Here is a 26,048-nt window from a genome sequence, read left to right as displayed (position 1 = left end):
AACGTGACATGAAAAAACTTAGATAAGTCCTCAATCGATTAGTATCCGTCAGCTGCACGTGTCGCCACGCTTCCACCTCGGACCTATCAACCTCATCGTCTCTGAGGGATTTTACTCACTTAAAGTGATGGGAAGTTTCATCTTGAGGGGGGCTTCATGCTTAGATGCTTTCAGCACTTATCCTTACCACACGTAGCTACCCAGCAATGCTCCTGGCGGAACAACTGGTACACCAGCGGTGTGTCCATCCCGGTCCTCTCGTACTAAGGACAGCTCCTCTCAAACTTCCAACGCCCACGACGGATAGGGACCGAACTGTCTCACGACGTTCTGAACCCAGCTCGCGTACCGCTTTAATGGGCGAACAGCCCAACCCTTGGGACCGACTACAGCCCCAGGATGCGATGAGCCGACATCGAGGTGCCAAACCTCCCCGTCGATGTGAACTCTTGGGGGAGATAAGCCTGTTATCCCCGGGGTAGCTTTTATCCGTTGAGCGATGGCCCTTCCATGCGGAACCACCGGATCACTAAGCCCGACTTTCGTCCCTGCTCGACTTGTAGGTCTCGCAGTCAAGCTCCCTTCTGCCTTTACACTCTTCGAATGATTTCCAACCATTCTGAGGGAACCTTTGGGCGCCTCCGTTACCTTTTAGGAGGCGACCGCCCCAGTCAAACTGCCCGCCTGACACTGTCTCCGAACCGGATTACGGTCCTGGGTTAGAATGGTCATACAGTTAGGGTGGTATCCCACGGATGCCTCCACGTAAGCTGGCGCTCACGCTTCAAAGGCTCCCACCTATCCTGTACAAACTGCACAAACATTCCATATCAGGCTACAGTAAAGCTCCACGGGGTCTTTCCGTCCTGTCGCGGGTAATGCGCATCTTCACGCATAGTATAATTTCACCGGGTCTCTCGTTGAGACAGTGCCCAAGTCGTTGCACCTTTCGTGCGGGTCGGAACTTACCCGACAAGGAATTTCGCTACCTTAGGACCGTTATAGTTACGGCCGCCGTTTACTGGGGCTTCGGTTCAAAGCTTCGCTCCGAAGAGCTAACTCTTCCCCTTAACCTTCCAGCACCGGGCAGGTGTCAGCCCCTATACTTCGCCTTTCGGCTTCGCAGAGACCTGTGTTTTTGCTAAACAGTCGCTTGGGCCTATTCACTGCGGCTCACTCACAAGTGAGCACCCCTTCTCCCGAAGTTACGGGGTCATTTTGCCGAGTTCCTTAACGAGAGTTCTCCCGCTCACCTTAGGATTCTCTCCTCGCCTACCTGTGTCGGTTTGCGGTACGGGCACCTATGATCTAACTAGAGGCTTTTCTTGGCAGTGTGAAATCAGGAACTTCGGTACTCTATTTCCCTCCCCGTCACAGCTCAGAATCATGTCAGACGGATTTGCCTGTCTGACTTCCTCGCATGCTTGGACGCACATCCATCGGTGCGCACTCCTTATCCTCCTGCGTCCCCCCATTGCTCAAACAATCATGAGGTGGTACAGGAATATCAACCTGTTGTCCATCGCCTACGCCTGTCGGCCTCGGCTTAGGTCCCGACTAACCCTGAGAGGACGAGCCTTCCTCAGGAAACCTTAGGCATTCGGTGAAAGAGATTCTCACTCTTTTTTCGCTACTCATACCGGCATTCTCACTTCAAAGCGCTCCACCAGTCCTCACGGTCTGACTTCACTGCACTTTGAACGCTCTCCTACCATTGTTCGTAAGAACAATCCGCAGCTTCGGTGATACGTTTAGCCCCGGTACATTTTCGGCGCAGCGTCACTCGACCAGTGAGCTATTACGCACTCTTTCAATGATGGCTGCTTCTAAGCCAACATCCTGGTTGTCTGTGCAACGCCACATCCTTTTCCACTTAACGTATACTTTGGGACCTTAGCTGGCGGTCTGGGCTGTTTCCCTTTCGACTATGAACCTTATCACCCATAGTCTGACTCCCAAGTGTAAGTAACTGGCATTCGGAGTTTGACTGAATTCGGTAACCCGGTAGGGGCCCCTAGTCCAATCAGTGCTCTACCTCCAGTACTCTCTATCTTGAGGCTAGCCCTAAAGCTATTTCGGAGAGAACCAGCTATCTCTGTGTTCGATTGGAATTTCACCGCTACCCACACCTCATCCCCGCATTTTTCAACATACGTGGGTTCGGGCCTCCAGTCAGTGTTACCTGACCTTCACCCTGGACATGGGTAGATCACACAGTTTCGGGTCTACGACCGCATACTCATTCGCCCTGTTCAGACTCGCTTTCGCTACGGCTCCGTGTCTTCCACTTAACCTTGCATACGATCGTAACTCGCCGGTCCATTCTACAAAAGGTACGCCGTCACCCATTAACGGGCTTCGACTACTTGTAGGCACACGGTTTCAGGTTCTATTTCACTCCCCTCCCGGGGTGCTTTTCACCTTTCCCTCACGGTACTGGTTCACTATCGGTCACTAGGGAGTATTTAGCCTTGGGAGATGGTCCTCCCGGATTCCGACGGAATTCCACGTGTTCCGCCGTACTCAGGATACACTCCGGAGGAAATTCTTTTTCGATTACAGGGCTGTTACCCTCTTTGGCTGACCTTTCCAGATCGATTCATCTAAAGAATTTCTTTGTCACTCCAATGGAATGTCCTACAACCCCAAGAAGCAAGCTTCTTGGTTTGGGCTCTTTCCGTTTCGCTCGCCGCTACTCAGGAAATCGATGTTTCTTTCTCTTCCTCCAGGTACTGAGATGTTTCAGTTCCCCGGGTCTGCCTCACCTATCCTATGTATTCAGATAGATGTACTGTTCCATTACGAACAGTGGGTTCCCCCATTCGGAAATCCTCGGATATAACGTTTACTTACAACTCCCCGAGGCATATCGGTGTTAGTCCCGTCCTTCATCGGCTCCTAGTGCCAAGGCATCCACCGTGCGCCCTTATTCACTTAACTAAAGTTTTTGAATAAGATGGCTGATTACAGAATGTAATCAGTTGTGTCGCTATATCAATAGCTTTTTGCCTTATTTCTAAAGTTTGATGTCGTTGTTACTCTTATTTAGTTTTCAAGGTACAAACTTCCACACGGATGTGGTGACTTCTGTGTTGTCACACGGACGTGACGCTTTTAACAGAAGTTCCTTGCTTGAGAGAATTGCTCTCTCAAAACTGAACCAAACAACCAAGTACGATTCCGTTATATATCCTTAGAAAGGAGGTGATCCAGCCGCACCTTCCGATACGGCTACCTTGTTACGACTTCACCCCAATCATTCGTCCCACCTTCGGCGGCTGGCTCCAAAAGGTTACCTCACCGACTTCGGGTGTTACGAACTCTCGTGGTGTGACGGGCGGTGTGTACAAGACCCGGGAACGTATTCACCGCGGCATGCTGATCCGCGATTACTAGCGATTCCGGCTTCATGCAGGCGAGTTGCAGCCTGCAATCCGAACTGAGAACGGTTTTATGGGATTTGCTGGACCTCGCGGGTTCGCTTCCCTTTGTTCCGTCCATTGTAGCACGTGTGTAGCCCAGGTCATAAGGGGCATGATGATTTGACGTCATCCCCACCTTCCTCCGGTTTGTCACCGGCAGTCACCTTAGAGTGCCCAACTGAATGCTGGCAACTAAGATTAAGGGTTGCGCTCGTTGCGGGACTTAACCCAACATCTCACGACACGAGCTGACGACAACCATGCACCACCTGTCACTTTGTCCCCGAAGGGAAAACTCTATCTCTAGAGTGGTCAAAGGATGTCAAGACCTGGTAAGGTTCTTCGCGTTGCTTCGAATTAAACCACATGCTCCACCGCTTGTGCGGGTCCCCGTCAATTCTTTTGAGTTTCAGCCTTGCGGCCGTACTCCCCAGGCGGAGTGCTTAATGCGTTAACTTCAGCACTAAGGGGCGGAAACCCCCTAACACCTAGCACTCATCGTTTACGGCGTGGACTACCAGGGTATCTAATCCTGTTCGCTCCCCACGCTTTCGCTCCTCAGCGTCAGTTACAGACCAGAGAGTCGCCTTCGCCACTGGTGTTCCTCCACATCTCTACGCATTTCACCGCTACACGTGGAATTCCACTCTCCTCTTCTGCACTCAAGTCCTCCAGTTTCCAATGCACGTTTGCGGTTGAGCCGCAAGATTTCACATCAGACTTAAAGAACCGCCTGCGAGCGCTTTACGCCCAATAATTCCGGACAACGCTTGCCACCTACGTATTACCGCGGCTGCTGGCACGTAGTTAGCCGTGGCTTTCTGGTCAGGTACCGTCAAGGTACGATCAGTTACTATCATACTTGTTCTTCCCTGACAACAGAGTTTTACGATCCGAAAACCTTCATCACTCACGCGGCGTTGCTCCGTCAGACTTTCGTCCATTGCGGAAGATTCCCTACTGCTGCCTCCCGTAGGAGTCTGGGCCGTGTCTCAGTCCCAGTGTGGCCGATCACCCTCTCAGGTCGGCTACGCATCGTCGCCTTGGTGAGCCGTTACCTCACCAACTAGCTAATGCGCCGCAGGCCCATCTGTAAGTGACAGCAAAAGCCGCCTTTCAACTTTCCATCAGGTGATAGAAAGTGTTATCCGGTATTAGCTCGCGTTTCCGCGAGTTATCCCAGTCTTACAGGCAGGTTGCCTACGTGTTACTCACCCGTCCGCCGCTCGTTCCACGAACTTCCCTCCGAAGAGTTCCGTTCGCTTCCCGCGCTCGACTTGCATGTATTAGGCACGCCGCCAGCGTTCGTCCTGAGCCAAGATCAAACTCTCCATAAAAGTGTTTGAAACTTTAGCTTTCAGAAGTCAACTTCTGACTTATTTTTTAAGAAAAACGAGGTGTTTTTCTTCTTTCGTACTGGTTGTTTTGTTCAGTTTTCAAAGAGCAATTTGTTTGTCGCTTCTAAAAACAGCGACCTAAATAATATACCATGTTTCAAAAACATTGTCAACAACTTTTTTAACAGAAGTTGTTGAGTGGGCCTGAGTGGACTCGAACCACCGACCTCACGCTTATCAGGCGTGCGCTCTAACCAGCTGAGCTACAGGCCCATAATTCTATGGAGCGGGTGAAGGGAATCGAACCCTCATCATCAGCTTGGAAGGCTGAGGTTTTACCACTAAACTACACCCGCTTGTCAAAATTAAAAAGCTTCTGGTCGGGAAGACAGGATTCGAACCTGCGACCCCTTGGTCCCAAACCAAGTGCTCTACCAAGCTGAGCTACTTCCCGATGGCGCGCCTGAGAGGAGTCGAACCCCTAACCTCTTGATCCGTAGTCAAACGCTCTATCCAATTGAGCTACAGGCGCTTTATAAGCGAACTTTTATATAATAACACATCTTTTAAATCGATGCAATTACTTTTTTAAATATACTTTTCAATCAATCTCTCAATCGCTCGTGCAATCAATCGACTTTTAATACTATAGCATGTCCTTTTCATTGTTGCAAGAAGAAATCCCCAAAAAATTATAATCTAACTATTCTTTTAAATATAAGCTCTTGTTCTCTCATTAATATAGATAACTTCTGTTCCCCATCGCAGCGAAGTCACTTGCTCTCCATTCATTGTTTCAGCTTTCTTCTATATATAGATATTAATTTCTCCCCCCTGGTTCTTCTACAAACTTTTAACGAAAACTTGGCATTCGTTAAAGGAAGATTTGAAAATCTTTTATTTTTTAATACTAGTTTTTCAGAAAATGCCTTATTTGAGACCAAAAGCGCAGTAACTCGTCCCGTCAAGACCGTTGGGACTGCGATTACTCGCCCCATCAAGGTCGTTTCTATTTGAAATGGAGAGGACGATTACCGGCTGTAAAGTTTTCTGTTTAAAAACGGGGTATTCTTTTTCCTTAAACGAAGTGCCCTAAAGCCAGTTACACTGCGATAAAAAATCTATCACATCAAATTCCTTTCTATAATAAGATAATTAAATCACTACTTGTTATTGAATAGTACTGAACAACATGCTATAGTTGGTTTTATCACGGAGCATTGTCCGTAAAACACTCGCTGAATGAAGGTTCGTTTTTATCAGCTTACCTATAAAGAAGGTGACTTTATTGAATGCACAATTTAAAAAAGGGGTTCTTGAACTTTGTGTACTAGTGCTCCTTGATAAGCAAGATTTCTATGGCTATGAATTGATTAAACGAATTACGAATAAAATTGAAATATCAGAAGGATCGGTTTATCCCGTATTACGCCGGATATTGAAACAGGGGTACTCTACAACCTATCTTAAAGAGTCTACAGAAGGACCAAGCAGAAAATATTATCATTTAACGGATGAAGGCAAAGGTTATCTCCTGGAGCTTAAAGAAGCATACGAGAATTTTACACGAGGCGTTGATTCGTTAATGAAGGAGGAAAGTAATGAATAAGTTAGACTTTTTAAAGGAACTCACGGTTTATTTACAAGACTTATCGTCACAAGAACAAGAAGAAATCATTCAAGACTTTGAAGAACATTTTGAAATGGGAAGAGCAGAAGGAAAAACGGATGAGGAAATAGTTCGCTCTCTGGGTTCTCCACAGCAGATTGCGAATGAACTACAATCCACGCAGCAATTTGAAAAAGTGCAAGTAAATCATAGTGAACAGAGTCACCTCCGGAGAACAGGCATCATCATAGGACTCTTTTTCTTCAATCTGATTATTGTCCTTGGTCCTTCTGTGGGTATTGCCGGAATTATTCTGGCTGCATGGGTAACTGCTTTTTCTTTTGTTGCCCAATTGCTGATAGCGGGCGTGCAATGGATTATCCACCCTGAATCATTTTATTTATTTGAATTATTTACTTCCATTACATTTGCCGGTTCTGGATTATTCATTTTTATAGCTGCAAATTATATTACAAATGCTTTTATCCGTCTATTTTCTAAATATATCGGGTTCAATGTCCGCCTGGCGAAAGGAGAAAGCCATTCATGATAAATGTAAAACGAATTATTATTTTAGCTGTTATCCTGCTTCTTATTGGAATTATCGGGATGGCTGCTACTTTTTCCTCTTACAAGGAATCTGCTTTCAATGAAGAATCAGAATCTATCCCTTTCGATGCTGATGAAATTACTGAGATTGAAGTCGATGCAGAAAATACACAAATCCGTCTCCAGCCGGCTCATGTCGAAGAGCCAATCGCTGAATATACGACAACGGGGAGAAAGAGTGAAACGCAAGAACTCAGCACCTCAGTTAATGGAGAAAAGCTAACGATTCAAATCAAAGAAACCTCCTTTCCCTTCTTTGATTTCGATTTTATGTTTCATTCAAATGCTGCATTAGATATTTTTGTTCCTGATGACATGATGGAGAAAATGGAAGTAAAAACAACGAATAGCAAAATAAATGCTGCTGATTTACAAATCGATGCGTTACAGCTTCATACAAGCAATGGAAAAATCGAAGGAGAGAACATAGAAACTTCCTTCCTCGATATACAATCATCTAATGGAAAGATAGAACTTCAAAATGTGCAGGGCGATACTAATTTAAACACCTCCAACGGGAAGATTACTTTAGAAAATATCGTTGGTGAGGTAACAGCAAATACGAATAACGGAAAAATCGAGCTTGCTTCTATACAAGGAAATACGAATGTGGAAACTACAAATGGAAAAGTAGAAGCGCAAGATATTTCCGGGGAAATGAAAGCCAAAACGAATAACGCAGCTATCCATATCGATACTGAAAGCTTCGATACTCCAATGGACCTGCAAACCAGTAATGGAAAAATCACGATTATTTCTGAACAGAAGCCTGAAAATGCCACCTTCGATTTACGGACGAATAACGGAAGAATTCGTGTATTCGATTCAAAGGATTGGGATGTCACGTACGGTGATGGAGAAACACTGATTAAAGCACGTACAAGTAATGGCGGAATCAACATTGAATAGAACTGCTCAGTTTAAATAAAAGCCCTCCTCTGCTAGGAAAGTCACATTTTCTAGAGCAGAGGAGGGCTTTTATTATACTTTTTATAAAACGAAATTTCACTCAGTGAGAGTTTTACGAACGGTTCTCCGCATAAACATTCTTCTCAAAGGCAGCTTATATATAGCAAAAACGATAACATAATGCCTGTCATAAAATACTTCTGCTTTACACATTACCAAGCATCGTTCTTAAACAAACACGAGCAAACAGCAGCATCAATTCCTCATTTTAGGATCCAGGACATCGCGCAAGCCATCCCCAACCAAGTTAAAACCAAGAACAACAAGCATAATAGAAACTCCTGGCATAATAAGCGTCCATGGGGCCAGCTGAATAAACTCTCTGGAACTGGCAAGCATTTGCCCCCATTCCGGTGTCGGAGGTTGGGCGCCGAGTCCGAGGAAACCAAGTGCTGCCGCTTCCAATATGGCAGTTCCAAATCCAAGCGTTGCCTGCACAATAATCGGCGTGATGCTATTCGGTAAAATATGATGAAAAATAATTCTGCCATTCTTCATTCCCTGTGCCTTAGCAGCCATAATGTACTCCTCTGCCCGTAAACTAATTACTCGGGAGCGCACAATCCTTCCGAATATAGGTATATTAATAATGGCAATCGCAATCAATGCATTTTGCAAAGAAGCACCAAGAATAGCAACAATGGCAATTGCAAGTAAAATACTTGGGAAGGCCAGCAGAATATCAAATATTCTGGAGATAATCATATCCACCCAGCGGCCGAAATAGCCGGCAATAATTCCAAGAAATGTCCCAAAAACCAGAGCACCTATTACTGCAAAAAAGCCAACCTGCAACGAAACCCTTGCTCCATATGCTATTCTGGTAAGTATATCTCTCCCCAAATCATCGGTCCCCATCCAATGCTCGCCAGAAGGAGGCAGCAGCCGGTTCGCCAGGTTTTGTTCATAATACGAGTAGGAAGTAAGAAGCGGCGCAATAAGCGCAAGTATAAGAAAAAAGAGAATAATAATCATACCAGCCATTGCAAAACGATTTTTTCTCAAGCGCCTCCATGCATCTCTCCAAGGCGAGACGGTTTCCATCTGTTCCACATCCGTCTGGTCGCCTCTATTAACGGGGGTGGTTATTTGCTGTTCGATTTCTTCCGGCTTTCGTTCATCCAATTTCATCACAGCTTCCCCCCTTAATAATTAATCCTTGGATCAATGATTTTATATAGAATATCTACAACAAGGTTAATGATGACAAAAATAAATGCAACAACCAAAATGCCAGATTGAATTACCGGGTAATCCCGATAGCTTATTGCTTCAAATACATACCTCCCTATACCGGGCCAGCTGAAAATCGTTTCGGTTAAAATAGCTCCGCCTAATAAAACACCAGTCTGTAAGCCAATAACCGTTAACACCGGTATCAATGCATTTTTTAAGGCATGCTTGTATATAACAAGAAATTGTCCAGAGCCTTTTGCACGTACTGTCCGAATATAATCCGACTTCATCACCTCCAGCATACTGGACCTCGTCATTCTTGCTATAATTGCCATCGGAATGGTACCAAGCGCGATACTAGGCAGGACTAAATGCTTCAAAATCGTCCCTGCTCTGGAAAAATCCAAATGAATGAAAGAATCAAGTACATATAAATAAGTTATAGGAGCAATCGGGTCCCTGTTGTCCTGCCTGCCATAAGCCGGAAACCATCCAAGTTCCTGCGCGAAAATCCATTGCTCCATTAGCGCAAGCCAAAAAACAGGTATAGAAACGCCAATTAAAGCAAATAACATCGCAAGAAAGTCAAACCAGGAATTCTGTTTCCAAGCGCTGATAATGCCTGCATTGACTCCTATAAAAATAGCAAAAAGCATAGCGAAAATAGTTAATTCAAATGTAGCAGCGATATACGGCCAGATTTCTGTAGATATTTCCGCATTAGAGCGCAGAGAAGTTCCCAAATCCCCTTGCAGCAGGTCTTTGACATATATTCCATATTGCGTCAGATAAGGCTCATTCAGTCCCATGCTTTCTTCCAAATTTTCGATGGCTGTTTGGTTAGCGGTTTCTCCGAGTATCACCTGCGCCGGGTTTCCTGGAATCAAATGAACAATGGAGAAGGTGATTAATGTCATTCCAATCAACACGGGAATCATCATTAATAAGCGTCGGATAATATAGGAAACCATTATTTCACCTCTATTCTTATTTATGTATGTGAAATGTAAAACAGGAGACCCCTCCAATAAAATCCTGGCCTCTTTTTCCAATGAATCAGAAATACCATTATGATTGCTACCTGCTGATTGCAGGAAGAGGACAGGACTTTGACTGGCAAAAGAGTCTCCTTCATTTACTGCTAATTAATTCGCTAGCTCTACTTCCGCCAATGATTCACTTGTCGATGGATGTGGCACATAATTTTCTACAGCATTCGTTGTGGCAAGCACCGGTCTGGAATGCACTAATGGAACCATTGGTGCGTCATCAGCAATAAGTTCCTGTGCCTGCTGGTAAAAGGACGCCCGTTCATCCTGATCAATGGATAATTTCGCTTGATTTAAAAATTCATCCACTTCATCATTATCATAGAATTCCCGGTTGCTGCTGCCGACATTATCTCCATGCAATAAGCTGCTAAGGAAGTAATCCGGATCTCCATTTGTTCCTGACCAGCCCAGCATATACATTTGATGTTCTCCATTCATTGTTTTTTCCAAGTATGGAGCCCACTCTTCTCTGACAATCGTAACGGTAATACCTACTTCCTCCAGGTTATTCTGAATAATTTCCGAAACGGTCTCTGGATCAGGCATGTACGGTCTAGCTACAGGCATCGTCCATAATTCGATTTCCAATCCATCTGCATAACCGGCATCCTCCAACAGTTCCCTAGCTCTGTCCGGATCGTACTCAAAGCTCTCTACTTCATCGTTATATCCCATATAGCTAGGCGGTAGCGGAACGGACGCAGGAGTCGCATAGCCAGCATATAAAGCCTCTGCAATAGCCTCTTTATCGATGGCATGACTGACTGCATGTCTTAAATCTTTATTATCGAACGGCTCTTTTTGAACATTAAACCCTACATAGCCAATATTATTCTCAGCCCGCTCATAAAGCTCCAGCCCTTCATCCGCTTCCACGCCTGCTGCATCATCTGGATTCAATCCATCCATAATGTCGATTTCACCAGAACGCAGCGCAATCAAACGGGCAGCATTATCTGGAATGACTTCAAATACAACGCGATCGAGCTTTGGAAGTCCCTCTATACGATAATCATCAAATTTATCAAGTACAATGGAATCATCTTTTGCCCAGCTGACAAATTCAAATGGTCCTGTCCCAACAGGATTTTCGTTAATGGCTGGACCATATTCCTCCAGTGCCGCCGGGGAAGTAATCGGAAAATAAGTCATCGCCATATTCTGCAGGAAGAATCCCAGAGGCTGGCTTAACACAAATTCGATTTCATGATCATTTACTACATTGATCTCTTCAACAACATGATTCTCATCACCTAGAAACCCGCCAAACATCGTACCGTACATGGAATAGACATAGCCGTCATCAGCAAAAGCATACTCATGATCAGGATCTGCCCAGCGTTCAAAATTGACCTTGACTGCCTCGGCGTTAAACTCTGTTCCATCATGGAAGGTTACGCCCTCCTCTAAATAGAAAGTATAGCTTAACCCATCCTCAGAAACCTCCCAGTCATGGGCTAGTCCAGGCAGAACTTCAAAGGACTCCTTATCAAATTCCAAAAGGCTTTCGTAAATTTGCTTGGTAATACGTGAGGATTCTCCATCCGTGGTGCTTGCCGGGTCAAGACTTTCTGAATCTCCGCCCCGGGCGAATATCAACACCTGATCTCCTTCCGCATCTCCAGTATCCGCTTCTGCTTCTTCTGCAGCATCTGGATCACTGCCTTCTTCCGATTCTCCCCCATTTTGTCCGCCATCACCTGAACATGCTGCCAGTACCAAGAAAATGGCAAGCAGCCAGACAATAAAAATTGAAAACTTCAACTTCATTGCTTTCCCCCCTCATATTTTGTTAATTTATCATGAAGAATCGTCCGTAAAACTCCCGCTTCAAAATAAAAAGTAAAAATAAATTTGTTCAGGCGGTAATTCACGGCCGCTAACTCCCTGGATCAATCCACTCACAGCGATTTTCGATGGAACGAGTAATTGCTGTCCCATGCAGAAGAAAAACCTCCCGCTGCATGAAGTTTCGTTTTATAAGATTCATATTTTGTCATCCCGTTTATTTATATAAATGACAGGCAACAAAATGATTATCTTCCACAGGCTGAAAAGCCGGCCTTACTTCTTTGCAGATATCCATCGCTTGCGGACACCTTGTATGAAAAGCACACCCAGAAGGCGGGTTGGCAGGACTTGGTACATCCCCCTTCAAAATAATCCTGTTCCTCGGCATATCTGGATCAGGAAGCGGCACGGCAGAAAGCAGCGCCTGCGTATAAGGGTGTTTCGGATTATCATAGAGCTTGTTTTTCTCTGTAAGCTCAACCATTCTCCCTAAATACATCACACCGATGCGATCACTGATATGCTTGACCACACTTAAATCATGCGCAATAAAAATATAAGTCAAGTTAAATTCATCCCGCAGTTTTTCCATTAAATTAAGTATTTGTGATTGAATCGATACATCCAATGCGGAAACCGGCTCATCGCATATAACCAGTTTAGGATTGTTGGCAAGCGCCCTCGCGATGCCGATCCGCTGCCTTTGCCCTCCGCTGAATTGATGCGGATATCTTTTCGCATGATAAGGACTCAAGCCTACTACTTCTAAAAGTTCGCCTACTCTGTCCAGCCGCTGCTTTGCAGATGTCATTCCATGCACCAGCAATGGCTCACTAATTATTTTTTCTACCGTATGCCTCGGATTCAGAGAAGCGTAAGGGTCCTGAAATATAATTTGCATATCTTTTCGCAAACGGCGCATTTCGCTGTTCGTTAAGCTGGTTATATCCTGATCCTGAAATTTCACTTTGCCTTCTGTCGGTTCAATCAGGCGCAAAATGGACTTTCCTGTGGTGGATTTTCCACAGCCTGATTCTCCTACGATACCCAGGATTTCCCCTTCCATCACCGTAAAAGATACATCATCGACCGCCTTTACCTCGCCGACTTTTCTCCCTATAGGTCCACCTTTAATATCAAAATATTTCTTCAGACCATCAACTTCCAATATCGGCTTTTGCATGCTTTTTTACCTTCCCTTCTGTATCCTCATGTAAAAAGCATCTGCTCTGACGTTGATTACCCAAAGCATAAAGACCTGGATTCTCCTGAAAACAACGTTCAAAAGCAAATTCGCATCTTGGCGCAAAATGACATCCGACGCTGTTCATTTTTGGCTTCGGCACCACACCTGGAATGGAATATAATTGCTGTTCTCTTTCATGCATGTTAGGAAGTGACTTAATCAGTCCTTGCGTGTAGGGATGCTCGGGGTCTTTTAATATTTCTCTGGTTGTCCCTTCTTCAACTATTTGTCCGGCGTACATCACCACTACTCTGTCGCAGATTTCCGCAACAACGCCTAAATCGTGCGTAATCAGCAAAATAGCTGTATCTTCTTCCTTATTTAAATTTCGCATTAAATCTAAGATTTGCGCTTGAATCGTTACATCAAGCGCCGTGGTGGGCTCGTCTGCAATCAATAATTCCGGATCACAGGACATCGCCATCGCAATCATCACCCGCTGCCTCATCCCGCCGGATAACTGATGCGGGTACTCCCCTGCAACCTCGTCCGCTCTGGGTATGCCAACAAGCTGCAGCATATCGACCGCTTTTTTTCGTGCTTCTTTTTTTGTTATTTTTTGATGCAGCCGAATCGCTTCAATAAGCTGATTCCCTATTGTAAATAATGGGTTGAGAGATGTCATTGGTTCTTGGAAGATCATGGATATTTCATTTCCCCGCAGCTTTTTCATTCGTTTCTCGGAAGCTTTTACAAGATTTTCTCCTTTAAAATTCATTTCCCCGCTTACAATTTTTCCTGGCGGGCTGGGAATCAGCTTCATTACCGAAAGTGAAGTGACACTTTTTCCGCTGCCTGATTCTCCAACAATCCCGACGACCTCCCCCTTATGGACTTTAATACTTACGCCGTTGACAGCAGGTATTTCTCCGCTCTCCGTAAAAAAATGGGTATGCAGCTCTTTTAGTTCGAGGACGATTTCTGCCATTCGTGTTCCTCCCGTTCTCATTTATAAAGTAAAACGACATTTATTTAGCTCTCTATAAGGAATGAAAATTTGATAAATGAATTAATAAAAATTTGAAGTTGTTCAAACTCGTGGAATTATTTATACTTTTTGGAATATTGCTATCACTAATTATACTGAAAAAAGATGTTTTTGCAAGCGTTTTCAAAAAATAAAATTAATATCTTTATTTACACATTAGAAAACTTGGCTGTCACCACGCCTTTAGATGACAACCTTAGTTACACTTATGCAGTAGGAAAGTTTATACTTTTTTAACTGTCAAAAAAAGCTGTCAGCATTTTACACTAAACAGCTCGATGATCGCTTCTTCCATAGAAGAAAATAACCTCTATTCTTTTTCACTCAATCGATTGAAATTTTCGCTTACCTGTCTGCTTCCTGCATTCTTTGGACAACTGCTGCCCTGGCAGGCATCCCTTCCTGCGCACCGCGTTTTTCTACTGCCAATGATGCGGCTGCATTCGCAAACAGAATGGCTTTTTCAATATTCTTTTCTTTTGCATATTCCGTAACAAAAGCACCATTAAACGTATCTCCTGCTCCGGTCGTATCTTTCACCTCTGCTTTAAAGGAAGGAACTTTTTTCTCTTCTCCATCTGACAGGGTAAATACAACACCATGCTCTCCTCTTGTTTCAATGATTTTCCCTTTTATCAAGGAAGTATCTATCGACTGCTTCATTTCCGAGAGTTCCAAATTATTAGGTGTTAAAAATGCTGCCTTCTCTGCCACTGTCTCTGAAATATCAGCAAATGGCGCCGGATTAATAACTACAGGAATCTGATGCTCATACGCAAGGTTTACCGTAAATTCAATGGTTTCCATCGGTATTTCAAATTGCATTAAAATAATATCGCTGGACAGAATTATATCTTGTTTCTCTTGTATCAGATCAGGTGTGACATATTTATTGGCACCCGGGGCAACAATAATTCGATTATCCCCGTCCGAAACAATAATGGAGGCAACGCCGGTAGATTCATGAGGAACGGCAATAATTGCTTCGTTATCTGCACCTTCGTTTCGGAAACGTTCTTTTAAGCTTTTTCCAAAAGCATCCTCACCAACGGCTCCTACCATAACAACATCTGCTCCCAGTCTGGCTGCTGCAATCGCTTGGTTTGCTCCTTTGCCGCCGGGATAGGTTGTAAACGATTCACCAAGAACCGTTTCCCCCTGTTCAGGTACTTTATCTGTTGTTGTCACCATGTCCATATTGATGCTTCCAACAACACAGACTCTTGGACTTCTTTTCATCTCATTCACTCCTCGTATCAAAACTTCCTCGTTAGGGCGGATAAACGAAATGAAAGACTATCCGCTCACTCATTTTACCGTAGATTAACTGGTTATAAAAGCCGCGGGAAGGAAATGACACCCTATCTATCATGGTGAACCGATCGTAACCTCCGCCGAGCGAAGTTTGACTTTACAGGCTTTCCGGTTCTTTTGGTACTGCTTGTTTCGAACCGCCCTGCAATCGCAGGAAGTAAAATATTCCGGCAATAATTAGTACGCCGCCTATCATTTCCACCGAAGTAAGCACCTCATTCAAAAGAATAACAGCCAGTATGGAAGCACCGATTGGCTCTCCTAATGTACTCATTGAAACTGTTGTTGTATTAACATAGTTTAATAGCAGATTAAAAATAATATGTGCCCCGGTCGGAAAAATAGCAAGCATCAGGAAAACCATCCAATCATTCCCACTATAGCCAGTGAAAGCTATTCCGCCTATCAGATTAAACACGGCTACAGTAATCCCTGCCACCAAAAATACTAAAAAGCTGTACACCCAGTGATTGATAGATTTTACATTTCGTTGACCGATCATTAAATACAGCACTACAGAAACGACAGCAAGAAAAGATAAAATATTTCCTAGCAAGGCTCCGCTGCCGCCGCCAAAACTTCCGCCTCCGACAACAACCACGCCGGCAAATGCAATCCCCATTGCTGCCACGGTACGGATATCTATTTTTTCTTTAAAGAAAACCAGACCTCCAACCAAAGCAATTGCAGGCTGCAGTGCCAATATCAAGGTAGAGCTTGCCACCGTCGTATGATTTAATGATTCGAACCATAATCCAAAGTGACCCGCTAGAAAGATTCCGGCAAAGGAAATAGCTGCCCATTCTTTTCTTTTAATCTTTAAAAAGGATTTTCGGTATTTGTACACGATAGGAAGAATTAACAAACAAGCTAAAAACATCCGATACATTACCATAATGGTAGAAGGTGCATCCGATAATTTTACAAAGATTGCTGATAAGGATATGCAAATAATTGATACTACTAAAAGGATATTAATGGTTCCTTGTTTCAATGATTATCCCTCCTCTGAGAGTGATTTTTATTTTGTTAAGAAGAGATTCGAGTATTTCTATTTCGAAGCCGGCTCTTATATTTACAACAAGAGTGAAACAATTACCGGATAATGCTAGCATGATGACATACATATTTACTAACTACTCAACCGCATAAAGTAATACAAGTTTTTTCTCACTTGACATACCTAATAAAATCAGGCAATGGTTAAGTATATATCACCTGATTTTTTATAGTAGTTTTCATATTAATAAAATTATTTAAAAACTTCATGTTAGTATTTTCCTATACTTTATCTTATAAATGAATATTTTAAAACCTTTATAAAAAAAATACAATAAATTTCAAAATAATGGTTCGGTTTCTGCTAATATAAAGGATTCATCTATCTGATTATTAGCCCCATCTCTCTCGGCTAAGTAGATGCATTTTTACTAATAGACAAACTGTGATAAATTCAAATAGAAAGCAATCAACATTAAAGGAGAAATTATGCCAAATTTAAAAGATCAAGTTGTATTAATAACCGGAGCAAATCGTGGACAAGGGAATGGAATCGCCCAACACTTCGCTTCACTTGGCGCAAAAGTTGCCCTTGGAGCCAGAAATTTGGAGGATGCAGAAGCCCTCTCCTTCAAAATGGGGCAAGACCAAAGCCTTCCTGTTCAATTAGATGTAAGCAAAGAAACGGACTGGGCAGCAGCTGTTCAATCTGTTATTCAAACCTATAATAAAATAGATGTACTGGTGAACAATGCAGGTATATTCATTAAAAAACCTTTATTAGAGACGACTGCAGAGGATTTTCATCAGTTGATCCAAGTGAATCAGCTCGGTGTCTTTATGGGGATAAAGGCGGTCGCACCCTACATGGAGAAACAGCAAAAAGGATCCATTATTAATAATGTATCTATCTCTGCTTTTTCTCCAATCAATGATGCAGCGGCTTATGCAGCTTCCAAAGCAGCAGTGTCCAATCTTTCAAAATCTGCTGCCATCGAATTAGGGCCTAAAGGAATCAGAGTGAATTCCATTCATCCCGGCGTTATTCAAACAAATATGGTAAGCGACAGCAATTTAGAGGTAAATGAAGCCGAGACTATTCCCTTAAAAAGACTCGGACAGTCTAACGATATCGCACAGGTAGCTGCTTTTCTCGCTTCGGATGAGAGTGCTTATTGTAATGGTGCTGAAATTGTGGTAGATGGCGGACTTACGCTGGGAACCAATATTTAACCGTTGGCTTGCAAGGAGTAATTTAAAGGGTAATGATGTCGCTTCATTCCATATAAAAACAGAGAGACTTTTCAGCTCTCTCTGTTTTCTTCAAATTACTCTAAAATATTCTGTTTTCTATGTAAAACCTCCAACGTAATCCTGCTGCTGTTGGAGGTTCTTCTAAAAAAATATTATATTGTTTTTTCAACCTGGTTGAAGCAGCGGCCATAAATCCATTTATAACCTTCTTCATTCAAGTCTCTCGGATTCCCAATTGTTTGCGGATCTTTCATTGCTTCTTTCGCAAGACGGTCGGTCATATCTGGTGATACGCCTTGTTCTTCTAGGCTGGGAACCTCTAAATCTTCTACCAATTGATAAACTTCATTCACAGCTGCTTTAGCTGCCTCTTCCTCCGTCAAATTAAATGTATTGATACCTAGCCCTTTAGCAATACGTGCAAATTTCGCTGGGTGACCTTTCCAATTATATTCCATAACAGGGCCCATCATCGCTGCGACAGCCTGACCATGCGCTACTGGAATGATTCCTCCAAGTGTTTGCGACATCGCATGTGCTGCCCCTGCTGATTCACTGCCATAGGATAACCCTGCTAACATCGCAGCTTGTGCCATCCCGTAGCGTGCTTCCAGATCATTTCCATCTGAATACGCTCGTCGAATATATTTACCGACGTATTCTATCGCAAGTAATGCTGCAGCATCTGTCACCGGCTGGGCATAATGCATGGTATAACACTCAATGGCATGTGCTAACGCGTCAATCCCAGTCATTGCTGTTACATGCGGTGGCATCGAAACATGCAGCTCTGGATCAATAATTGTTAAATAAGCAGCAATCAATGGTCCGCCTGTATTAAATTTAAATTCTCTTTCTTCATCTGTAATAACAGCCCATTGCGTTACTTCCGAGCCTGTTCCAGCTGTTGTTGGAATTGTTGTTAGCGGAGGTATGCGATTTTCTAACGGTTTTTTCCCATCCGCTGCTTCGTAATCCAGTACGCTTCCATCATGAGTCGCTTCTACACCGATTCCTTTAGCAGTATCCATTGAGCTGCCTCCGCCCACTGCTACAAGTCCATTACAGTCTTCCGATTTATATAAACTGGACCCTTCTGCAATCAAACGCACTGGAGGATTCGGCTCTACTTTGTTGAATAGAACAACTTCTATGCCGGCATTCTTCAAAGATGCTTCAATCGGCGCAGTCACACCTGCCTGATAAATCCCCGGGTCTGTTACTAATAAAGCTTTTGTAACTCCCAAGTTTTTTACCTCTTCCCCAACATGTTTTATCGCGCCGATTCCATGTTTTATCGCTGTTGGTAATTCAAATTGATGAAATTTATGCATATGCTCTACTTTCATATGAAGACTCATTGTACATTCCTCCAAAAACATATTTAATATCTATTTCATTATCAAAATCATATTCTACTATCCTCAAAACCAATTTATCGGCTCTGGATTTATATTATGGTAAACATGCTTTGTTTCCTGATATTCTTCCAGGCCAAGTTTGCCTAATTCCCTGCCGATGCCTGACTGCTTGAAGCCTCCCCAGGGAGCATGCGGAAAGTATACATTAAAATCATTAATCCATACTGTACCCATCCGCATGTTAGCAACACATCGCTCTGCTTTCGCAATATCTTTTGTCCAGACCCCGCCAGCTAATCCATAAATAGAATCATTTGCGAGACGGATAGCTTCTTCCTCATTACGAAATGTTTCTATCGTAATAACCGGACCGAACCCTTCATGCTGTACAACATTCATTTCCGTTGTACATCCAGTCAAGACGGTTGGTAAATAGAAAAAGCCATTTTGCAGTGCTGGTTCATCAGGACGAGCTCCTCCAACCGCAACCTTTGCGCCTTCTTTCACGCCATTATTTACATAGGCCATCACTTTTTCTAAATGTATTTTTGAAATTAACGGTCCCATTTGCGTATTCTTATCAAAACCACTGCCTAACCGAATCTTTCTCACACGTTCCACCAATTCCTCAACAAACGCATCGTGAATACTTTCCTCTACAATAATGCGTGTTCCTGCTGAGCATATTTGTCCTGCATGGAAGAATACCGCATTCAATGCCTGATCAACTGCGGTTTCAAAATTTGCATCAGCAAAAATAACATTGGGATTTTTTCCGCCAAGCTCTAAAGCTAACTTTTTCACATTGGAGCTGGCTGACCGCATAATACGTTTCCCTGTTTCAATCCCGCCTGTAAAAGAAATCAAGTCCACGTCTTCATTGATGACTAACTCCTCTCCAACCGTTGCTCCAGCTCCCAATACAAGATTAACCACTCCTTTTGGCACGCCTGCTTCTTCCATGAGTTCAAATACTTTAATGGTTGTTAAAGGAGTAATTTCACTCGGCTTCATAATTAATGTATTTCCTGCAGCAAGCGCAGGAGCTAATTTCCAGGAAGCCTGTAATAAAGGATAGTTCCACGGAGTAATTTGTCCACATACACCGACAGGTTCTTTGACTACTTTACTTATAGTATGTAGGACAGGTGAATCAATCATTTCGCCGCCATCTTTATCTGCTAATTCTGCATAATAACGAAATACGCCGGCAATATCATCCATATCTCCTCTGCTCTCTTCCACTGTTTTTCCAGTATCGAGCGATTCTAATTCTGCTAATTCTTCTTTATCTCTTTCAATCAGTGCAGCAATATCACGAACGATATTTCCCCGTTCAGTTGCTGAAGTCGCTGACCAATCACCTTGGTCAAAAACATTTCTAGCTGCAGCAACGGCCAATTTAGCATCTTCTTCATTACCTTCTGCAGCAAGTGCAATGACTTCCTGATTAAACGGGTTAATTATTTCTCTGGTCTCTCCTGAGAGGGCAAGCACCCATTCCCCATTGATATATTGTTTGCTGGTATCCAAATAAGTTCCTCCTAACTTACGTTAACTTTGTTAAGAAAAAATTTAACGTTGTGAACAAAATAAATCTTAACGAATAAATTTCATCCTGTCAAACGAACCTGTTTTCTTCTTATATGTATAAAAGAACCTTGCTTTGGCATTCTCAAATCATTTGACAAATTTATATATTTTACTATCATTAAGTTTGTTAAGAAAAATTTTAACTTTATGGACATTGATCTGTAGGAGGTCATTATTTTGAACAATCCCCATGACGAGAGGGCAAGAGAACAAATAGAAGAGGCAAAAGATCAGGTTATTCAATCGATATCGGAAACGATGGACTTATACGGTGTAACACCAGCTGCCGGTAAAATATATGCAACGATGTATTTTGAAAATCAAATGAATTTGGATGAAATGCGGGAAGAGCTTGGTATGAGCAAGCCTAGTATGAGCACCAATGTACGCCATCTCCAGCAAATTGGAATGGTAAAAAAGAAATTCCAGCGTGGTTCCAGAAAACATACCTATACTGCGGAGAAAAATTTCTTTCATTCCTTTATGGCCTACTTCTGCCAAATGTGGGAACGGGAAGCAAATACAAATATGGAAGCTATCCATCAGGCTGAAAAACCACTTCTTGAAATTATTCATGATGAGCATGTTTCTGACAGCTTCAAAGAAGAAGCTAGACATCATTATGAATTATTAAACCAGTCCAAGGTTTATTACAACTGGCTGGATCAGTTGGTACACAGTATTCGATCCGAAGAAATTTTTGAGTTTTTACCAAAGGACACATCCCAAAAAGACTAAGAGGAGAGATACCATCTTTAACTTTCAAAAACAACCTATAAATATTCTCATTATCACAGCAATTTCGATTCTATTATTAAGTGCATGCGGCGGAAATACATCGAACGAATCCGCGGCAGAAGATGATAACCCCAACAGCCTCGATATGGGCCAAATCAGCTGGGAAGAAAATATCGCAATTACAAATATGTGGAAATTTATTCTAGAAGAAGAAGGTTATGAAGTAAACTTGCATTTATTAGATATCGGGACACAAATGGCGGCACTTGAAAATGATGAGCTGGATATCAGTCCTGAAATATGGCTGCCTGTTCAAGATGCAGAATATGTAGCACAATATGAAGATGCTATTAATTTCTCAGAAGAAACTTGGTATGATAATGCAAAAGTTGGTTTAGTCGTACCGGCTTATATGGATTATTTGGATAGTATAGAAGATTTAAATGCGAATAAGGAAAGTTTAAATGGAGAAATAACTGGATTCGATGCCGGAGCAGGCACGATGTTAGTAGTGGAAGAAGCAATGGAAGCATACGAGCTGGATTATGAGCTCACGGCCAGCTCCGAACCCGCTATGCTGACCGCGTTACAACAGGCAATCACTAATGAAGAGGATATTGTTGTGCCGTTATGGAACCCACATCGTGTATTTTCAGAAATGGACTTAAAATATTTAGACGACCCTCAAAATATCTTTGGAGAGGCTGAAAAAATTCATCACGCAACCCGCCAAAATTTTCATGAGGATTATCCAGAAGTCGATCAATGGTTGAAAAATTGGAAAATGGATGATGAACAAATTGGTGAATTGATGAGCTACATCAGTGAGGCTGAAAATGAAGGAAAAGAAGCGCTGGAAGGTGCTGAAAAATGGGTGAATGATAATCGAAATCTTGTGAATCAATGGCTGGAAAAATAACTCGATATGAAGCAGTCTGATGGGAATTCCAATCAGACTGCTTCATTTTATCAATGCAACTATTGATTTTAAAAGCTTAATTGATAGTAAACAAAAGTAAGAGGCTTTCCTTCATAAACAGTATCTTCCCTGCTTATTTCCTTAAACCCATTCTTTCCCAGAACGCTTTGAGAAGCTATATTATCTGCAGTTGTCTGTGCCTTGATACCCTTTAATCTTAATGTTTTCTCCGCTTCCACTTTGAGAAGCTCAACTGCCTTTCCTGCTATCCCTTTTCCCGTATGAGCTTCACCAACCCGATATCCTAAAAAGCCGATTTTCTGTGAAGGACGAATATCTGTTAAGTTAACTCTCCCCAAAATTTCTCCATCAGCATCCTTGATTAGAAAAAAATAAGATTTACTATCCGCTTGTTCCTTCAGCAATTCACGTAGTCTGTCATGAAAGTAATCCTTTTGGTAAAACGCTTCTCCACGGGAAGGAACAAATTTTTCAAAGTACTTTCTATTATGTAATTCAAATGTGTAAAGCTTATCCTCATCTTCTATTTGCAGCGGGGCAATATGTATCATCTAATAGACACCCTCTTCTGTATCACACGGTATATATGACCTCGATACTTTTTTCATATATTATTTCACAACGAAAGCTTTCTGTCGACAGGATTGTAAATCTGGTTATTCTTAAATGTAAAGAATATATTTAAAGAAACGATTTGGTGTTTTTATATGCAAAAAAAGTCGAAGCAGCGACTGTATCTGTAAACAGAACTGCTCCGACTGTTTATTATTAATCAATGACCCTGTGGTTCTCATCGACTTGAAGCTTTTCCGTCTTCTCCACAGCGGCAACAAATCCATCACCGTGACAAACAGTGCAAGTATACTGCCACTGCTCATCATCTCTTAATAAACCTGTTCCTTCACAAGCTTTACAGGCATGCTCCTGAGATCCCATTGCTGACTTCCTTTCTATTGTTTTTCTTTAATCCAATTAATAATTCCGCCGGCCAGCAGAATTTCAAGCTGCCGTTTGGTCAGATCATGCTGAACGGTAATCGTACGATCTGTTCCTTTTAATTTAATATCGAAGGTGTGCTGATTTTGAATCGTCTGGTGGATGTGACGAAATTCAAGCGTATCCTCCTGACGAACCAGATCATAGTCTTCCTCATTGACGAACGTTAACGGTAAAATACCGAAATTAATCAAGTTCTGCAGGTGAATACGGGCAAAGTCTTTTACAAGTACGACCTTTAATCCAAGATAACGCGGTGCGAGCGCCGCATGCTCCCGGCTTGAACCCTGGCCGTAATTAAAACCTGCAACAACCATATGGCCACCGTCATCACGTTGTTTCATCGCCATTTCGTAATAATCATCATCAATAATTTCAAATGCAAAGGTACTGATTTTTTGAATATTACTGCGGTATGGCAAGACGCGTGAACCGCCAGCGAGAATTTCATCTGTTGAAATGTTATCATTCATTTTCAGTAAAACAGGAACATCAAAGTTATCCTCAATCGGTTCAAAATCTGGGATGGCCGTGATATTCGGTCCTTTTTCCAGTTCAATCTGATGATTATCTTTCGGTGGTGCTTCCAGCATGCCCTGCGTGGAAAAAGTAGTCGGTTCTTTTATTTCCGGATAAGGCATATCCAATGTTCTCGGATCTGTAATAACCCCGGTTAATACAGATGCAGCGGCTGTTTCCGGGCTGCAAAGAAATACACTGTCTTCTCTTGTTCCAGACCGTCCTGGGAAATTCCGGGGTGTCGTCCGTAAACTGTTTTTACCTGTAGCCGGAGCTTGTCCCATGCCAATACAGCCGTTGCACCCTGCCTGATGCATCCGGGCGCCGGCAGACAGCAGATTCGCAATATGTCCGTTTTCTACAAGCTGCTCCAGCAATTGCCTGGAGGTCGGGTTAATATCCAGAGAAGCGCCATTCGCAATCTGCTTCCCTTTTACGATTTCACTGGCAATCGCAAAATCGCGGTATCCCGGATTAGCAGAAGAACCGATGTAAGACTGGTATATGTCTTCTCCGGCTACTTCCGTAACAGGCACCACATTCCCCGGACTGGAAGGTTTTGCAATTAAAGGTTCCAGCGCAGATAAATCAATTTCTTCATGTTCATCGTAATCCGCTCCATCATCTGCTTTTAATTCAATCCACTCGTCTTCGCGCCCTTGTGTTTTTAGAAAATGTTTAATTTCTTTATCTGACGGAAATACTGTGGCGGTCGCTCCAAGCTCTGCTCCCATATTGGCAATCACATGCCGATCCATAGCAGATAACTCCTTCACGCCTGGTCCATAGTATTCAAGGATTTTACCGACACCGCCTTTTACGCCATGACGGCGCAGCATTTCTAAAATAACGTCCTTGGCGCTGACCCAATCTGGCAGTTTTCCTGTTAATTCAATCCCCATGATGCGCGGCATTTTCACATAGTAAGCTTCACCGGCCATTGCCATCGTAACATCAATTCCGCCTGCACCAATCGCTAACATGCCCATACAGCCATTGGCACATGTGTGACTATCCGAACCTAATAAGGTTTTTCCCGGCCGTGCCAGCTGCTGCATATGAACTGGATGGCTGACCCCATTTCCGGGTCTGCTGTAATAAATACCGAATTTCTGTGCCGCACTTCGTAAAAATAGGTGATCATCCGCATTCCGAAAATCTTCCTGAATCAGGTTATGATCCACGTACTGTGCAGAGGCCTCTGTTTTCACTTTATCAATGCCCATCGCTTCCAGTTCCAGCATCACCATGGTACCTGTCGCATCCTGCGTCAACGTCTGATCAATTTTTAAACCAATCTCTTCTCCGGGCTTCATCTCTCCTGACAGCAAATGATCTTGAATTAATTTTTGCGCTGCATTAAGCTGCATGTTGCTTCCTCCTTATAATATACTGTCCTGATTAGAATATGCTTATATAGTAATTATTACACGTAGCAAATGAAGTTAAACTTCATGTTACTTCCTCAAAACCTCCGATTCGTACCATCTGTGAGGCGTTAACAGACAAACACATCCTCCTCCCCTCTCTGCATATACGATTTTTGAAGCATACCCATCCTTTATTTTGATTTCATTTTCTTTTCCATCACTGGACGAAAAAATGCCCCATAAGTAAACCCTCCCAGCAGAAAACCAATTATTCCATTCCAATAAGGCTCTCCTCCAAGAAGGATACTGACCATAAGCATGATGACGGAGCCCGTTAAAGCATATAAAAGTCCACTGACCCAACGGTTTTTCACGGTTCGCCGCTCCTTCCAAAGTGCTTTATACGTGTTTACCCTTGAATAAAAGCCGGAAAACGATGAATTAAGGTATATAAGAAGGCTTTTATTAGCGCTGTATCACGCCTATTCCTGCATAGCAAACGTATTAAAAAAAGAGAAACATGCGTGGATAATTTAATTACGTTAAAATTTGCGCTAGCTGAACAAGCCCTCTATAATAAATATACATTCAAATTAATCCCAAAGGGGAGTAGCATAATAGCAGCTGTCGTCATTACAGGAGAAATCCTCGGCACTGCTGGCAACCGTTTCATTTCGTTGCTTGCGAGACCTTTGTCCAAAAAATATGTGGGCAAAGGTCTCTTTTTTATTAGCTTTTGCCGCACATAAGCCAAGGAGGAAAAGA

Annotated in this window: 20 protein-coding genes, 4 tRNA genes and 2 rRNA genes; 7 read left to right on the top strand and 19 right to left on the bottom strand. The window is 42.9% G+C overall.

Annotated features, from left to right (window positions below; all coding sequences use genetic code 11):
* Positions 1-18: 18 nt before the first annotated feature.
* The 6 genes from MKX55_RS05905 to MKX55_RS05880 all read right to left on the bottom strand — a co-directional run bounded on the left by MKX55_RS05905 (position 19) and on the right by MKX55_RS05880 (position 5,291).
* Positions 19-2,940, bottom strand: a 23S ribosomal RNA gene (locus MKX55_RS05905).
* Between the two features lie 257 nt (positions 2,941-3,197).
* Positions 3,198-4,759: ribosomal RNA gene (locus MKX55_RS05900) — 16S ribosomal RNA — on the bottom strand.
* The 16S and 23S rRNA genes sit together here with 4 tRNA genes alongside, the layout of an rRNA operon.
* 199 nt (positions 4,760-4,958) lie before the next feature.
* Positions 4,959-5,032: transfer RNA gene (locus MKX55_RS05895), tRNA-Ile, on the bottom strand.
* Between the two features lie 9 nt (positions 5,033-5,041).
* Positions 5,042-5,115, bottom strand: a tRNA-Gly gene (locus tag MKX55_RS05890).
* Between the two features lie 21 nt (positions 5,116-5,136).
* Positions 5,137-5,213, bottom strand: a tRNA-Pro gene (locus MKX55_RS05885).
* Position 5,214: 1 nt separating this feature from the next.
* Positions 5,215-5,291 (bottom strand) — tRNA-Arg (locus tag MKX55_RS05880).
* 756 nt (positions 5,292-6,047) lie between these two features.
* Between MKX55_RS05880 and MKX55_RS05875 the strand changes: the two genes are divergently transcribed.
* The 3 genes from MKX55_RS05875 to MKX55_RS05865 are packed head-to-tail and all read left to right on the top strand — an operon-like array spanning position 6,048 to position 7,886.
* Positions 6,048-6,368 carry a PadR family transcriptional regulator gene (locus tag MKX55_RS05875; RefSeq protein ID WP_339236764.1) on the top strand — a complete coding sequence of 107 codons (321 nt, stop codon included), beginning with the start codon at positions 6,048-6,050 and terminating at the stop codon, positions 6,366-6,368.
* Entirely contained in the window at positions 6,361-6,918 is a 558-nt protein-coding gene (locus MKX55_RS05870; protein WP_042532505.1) for a DUF1700 domain-containing protein, read from the top strand. Before MKX55_RS05875 ends, MKX55_RS05870 begins: the two co-directional genes overlap by 8 nt.
* On the top strand, positions 6,915-7,886 hold the full coding sequence (locus tag MKX55_RS05865; RefSeq protein WP_193065056.1) for a DUF4097 family beta strand repeat-containing protein: 972 nt from the start codon (positions 6,915-6,917) through the stop codon (positions 7,884-7,886). The genes MKX55_RS05870 and MKX55_RS05865 overlap by 4 nt, the downstream gene beginning before the upstream one ends.
* Positions 7,887-8,141: 255 nt before the next feature.
* On the opposite strand, the gene nikC is transcribed toward MKX55_RS05865, so the two are convergent.
* The 7 genes from nikC to MKX55_RS05830 all read right to left on the bottom strand — a co-directional run bounded on the left by nikC (position 8,142) and on the right by MKX55_RS05830 (position 16,507).
* A complete protein-coding gene (nikC, locus tag MKX55_RS05860) occupies positions 8,142-8,990 on the bottom strand; it encodes a nickel transporter permease (protein ID WP_339238432.1) in 849 nt (282 codons plus the stop codon).
* A 101-nt stretch (positions 8,991-9,091) separates the two neighbouring features.
* The gene (locus tag MKX55_RS05855; protein ID WP_339236760.1) at positions 9,092-10,093 is read right to left on the bottom strand and encodes an ABC transporter permease; all 1,002 of its coding nucleotides are present in this window, start codon (positions 10,091-10,093) and stop codon (positions 9,092-9,094) included.
* Between the two features lie 174 nt (positions 10,094-10,267).
* A complete protein-coding gene (locus MKX55_RS05850) occupies positions 10,268-11,944 on the bottom strand; it encodes an ABC transporter substrate-binding protein (RefSeq protein WP_339236758.1) in 1,677 nt (558 codons plus the stop codon).
* A gap of 235 nt (positions 11,945-12,179) precedes the next feature.
* Positions 12,180-13,148, bottom strand: coding sequence for a dipeptide ABC transporter ATP-binding protein (locus tag MKX55_RS05845; protein WP_256705817.1), 969 nt, complete (start codon positions 13,146-13,148; stop codon positions 12,180-12,182).
* Positions 13,123-14,139 (bottom strand): ABC transporter ATP-binding protein, encoded by a 1,017-nt coding sequence (locus MKX55_RS05840; RefSeq protein ID WP_193065059.1) that lies wholly within the window; start codon positions 14,137-14,139, stop codon positions 13,123-13,125. Before MKX55_RS05840 ends, MKX55_RS05845 begins: the two co-directional genes overlap by 26 nt.
* A gap of 405 nt (positions 14,140-14,544) precedes the next feature.
* A complete protein-coding gene (locus tag MKX55_RS05835; RefSeq protein ID WP_193065060.1) occupies positions 14,545-15,438 on the bottom strand; it encodes a ribokinase in 894 nt (297 codons plus the stop codon).
* 172 nt (positions 15,439-15,610) lie between these two features.
* Positions 15,611-16,507 (bottom strand): DMT family transporter, encoded by an 897-nt coding sequence (locus tag MKX55_RS05830; RefSeq protein WP_042532489.1) that lies wholly within the window; start codon positions 16,505-16,507, stop codon positions 15,611-15,613.
* A 494-nt stretch (positions 16,508-17,001) separates the two neighbouring features.
* Here MKX55_RS05830 and MKX55_RS05825 point away from each other — a divergent pair, with 494 nt between their 5' ends.
* Positions 17,002-17,745, top strand: coding sequence for a glucose 1-dehydrogenase (locus MKX55_RS05825; RefSeq protein ID WP_339236753.1), 744 nt, complete (start codon positions 17,002-17,004; stop codon positions 17,743-17,745).
* Between the two features lie 173 nt (positions 17,746-17,918).
* Here the strand turns inward: MKX55_RS05825 and MKX55_RS05820 are convergent, their stop codons facing one another.
* Positions 17,919-19,127 (bottom strand): iron-containing alcohol dehydrogenase, encoded by a 1,209-nt coding sequence (locus MKX55_RS05820; protein WP_042532486.1) that lies wholly within the window; start codon positions 19,125-19,127, stop codon positions 17,919-17,921.
* 63 nt (positions 19,128-19,190) lie between these two features.
* Positions 19,191-20,660 carry a betaine-aldehyde dehydrogenase gene (gene betB, locus MKX55_RS05815; protein WP_339236750.1) on the bottom strand — a complete coding sequence of 490 codons (1,470 nt, stop codon included), beginning with the start codon at positions 20,658-20,660 and terminating at the stop codon, positions 19,191-19,193.
* Positions 20,661-20,897: 237 nt separating this feature from the next.
* Here betB and MKX55_RS05810 point away from each other — a divergent pair, with 237 nt between their 5' ends.
* Together MKX55_RS05810 and MKX55_RS05805 are read left to right on the top strand one after the other, a co-directional pair.
* Complete coding sequence (locus MKX55_RS05810) at positions 20,898-21,458, top strand: GbsR/MarR family transcriptional regulator (protein ID WP_042532482.1); 561 nt, start codon at positions 20,898-20,900, stop codon at positions 21,456-21,458.
* Positions 21,421-22,377 carry a glycine betaine ABC transporter substrate-binding protein gene (locus MKX55_RS05805; RefSeq protein WP_339236747.1) on the top strand — a complete coding sequence of 319 codons (957 nt, stop codon included), beginning with the start codon at positions 21,421-21,423 and terminating at the stop codon, positions 22,375-22,377. The genes MKX55_RS05810 and MKX55_RS05805 overlap by 38 nt, the downstream gene beginning before the upstream one ends.
* Before the next feature lie 68 nt (positions 22,378-22,445).
* Here MKX55_RS05805 and MKX55_RS05800 read toward each other — a convergent pair whose 3' ends face one another.
* From MKX55_RS05800 to MKX55_RS05785, 4 genes are all read right to left on the bottom strand, one after another.
* Positions 22,446-22,949 carry a GNAT family N-acetyltransferase gene (locus MKX55_RS05800; protein ID WP_339183161.1) on the bottom strand — a complete coding sequence of 168 codons (504 nt, stop codon included), beginning with the start codon at positions 22,947-22,949 and terminating at the stop codon, positions 22,446-22,448.
* A 217-nt stretch (positions 22,950-23,166) separates the two neighbouring features.
* The gene (locus tag MKX55_RS05795) at positions 23,167-23,334 is read right to left on the bottom strand and encodes a hypothetical protein (RefSeq protein ID WP_175297038.1); all 168 of its coding nucleotides are present in this window, start codon (positions 23,332-23,334) and stop codon (positions 23,167-23,169) included.
* Between the two features lie 14 nt (positions 23,335-23,348).
* Entirely contained in the window at positions 23,349-25,283 is a 1,935-nt protein-coding gene (locus MKX55_RS05790; protein WP_339236744.1) for an aconitate hydratase, read from the bottom strand.
* Positions 25,284-25,474: 191 nt separating this feature from the next.
* Positions 25,475-25,657 carry a hypothetical protein gene (locus MKX55_RS05785; protein ID WP_339236742.1) on the bottom strand — a complete coding sequence of 61 codons (183 nt, stop codon included), beginning with the start codon at positions 25,655-25,657 and terminating at the stop codon, positions 25,475-25,477.
* A gap of 150 nt (positions 25,658-25,807) precedes the next feature.
* Here MKX55_RS05785 and MKX55_RS05780 point away from each other — a divergent pair, with 150 nt between their 5' ends.
* A complete protein-coding gene (locus MKX55_RS05780) occupies positions 25,808-26,032 on the top strand; it encodes a hypothetical protein (protein WP_339183156.1) in 225 nt (74 codons plus the stop codon).
* The last annotated feature ends 16 nt before the right edge of the window (positions 26,033-26,048 follow it).

This window comes from Oceanobacillus sp. FSL W7-1281 (assembly GCF_037969835.1).
Classification (GTDB): domain Bacteria; phylum Bacillota; class Bacilli; order Bacillales; family Amphibacillaceae; genus Oceanobacillus; species Oceanobacillus oncorhynchi.
Note: the sequence above shows the minus strand (reverse complement) of the source record. Positions and strands in the feature narration are given on the sequence as shown.

Bases quoted from the DNA above. Each gene is read 5' to 3' on its own strand.
- MKX55_RS05795 (WP_175297038.1), bottom strand. From the start codon at position 23,334: ATGGGATCTCAGGAGCATGCCTGTAAAGCTTGTGAAGGAACAGGTTTA.
- MKX55_RS05870 (WP_042532505.1), top strand. From the start codon at position 6,361: ATGAATAAGTTAGACTTTTTAAAGGAACTCACGGTTTATTTACAAGAC.
- MKX55_RS05820 (WP_042532486.1), bottom strand. From the start codon at position 19,127: ATGAGTCTTCATATGAAAGTAGAGCATATGCATAAATTTCATCAATTT.
- MKX55_RS05850 (WP_339236758.1), bottom strand. From the start codon at position 11,944: ATGAAGTTGAAGTTTTCAATTTTTATTGTCTGGCTGCTTGCCATTTTC.
- MKX55_RS05840 (WP_193065059.1), bottom strand. From the start codon at position 14,139: ATGGCAGAAATCGTCCTCGAACTAAAAGAGCTGCATACCCATTTTTTT.
- MKX55_RS05800 (WP_339183161.1), bottom strand. From the start codon at position 22,949: ATGATACATATTGCCCCGCTGCAAATAGAAGATGAGGATAAGCTTTAC.
- MKX55_RS05825 (WP_339236753.1), top strand. From the start codon at position 17,002: ATGCCAAATTTAAAAGATCAAGTTGTATTAATAACCGGAGCAAATCGT.
- MKX55_RS05835 (WP_193065060.1), bottom strand. From the start codon at position 15,438: ATGAAAAGAAGTCCAAGAGTCTGTGTTGTTGGAAGCATCAATATGGAC.
- MKX55_RS05855 (WP_339236760.1), bottom strand. From the start codon at position 10,093: ATGGTTTCCTATATTATCCGACGCTTATTAATGATGATTCCCGTGTTG.
- nikC (WP_339238432.1), bottom strand. From the start codon at position 8,990: ATGGAAACCGTCTCGCCTTGGAGAGATGCATGGAGGCGCTTGAGAAAA.
- MKX55_RS05865 (WP_193065056.1), top strand. From the start codon at position 6,915: ATGATAAATGTAAAACGAATTATTATTTTAGCTGTTATCCTGCTTCTT.
- MKX55_RS05790 (WP_339236744.1), bottom strand. From the start codon at position 25,283: ATGCAGCTTAATGCAGCGCAAAAATTAATTCAAGATCATTTGCTGTCA.
- MKX55_RS05845 (WP_256705817.1), bottom strand. From the start codon at position 13,148: ATGCAAAAGCCGATATTGGAAGTTGATGGTCTGAAGAAATATTTTGAT.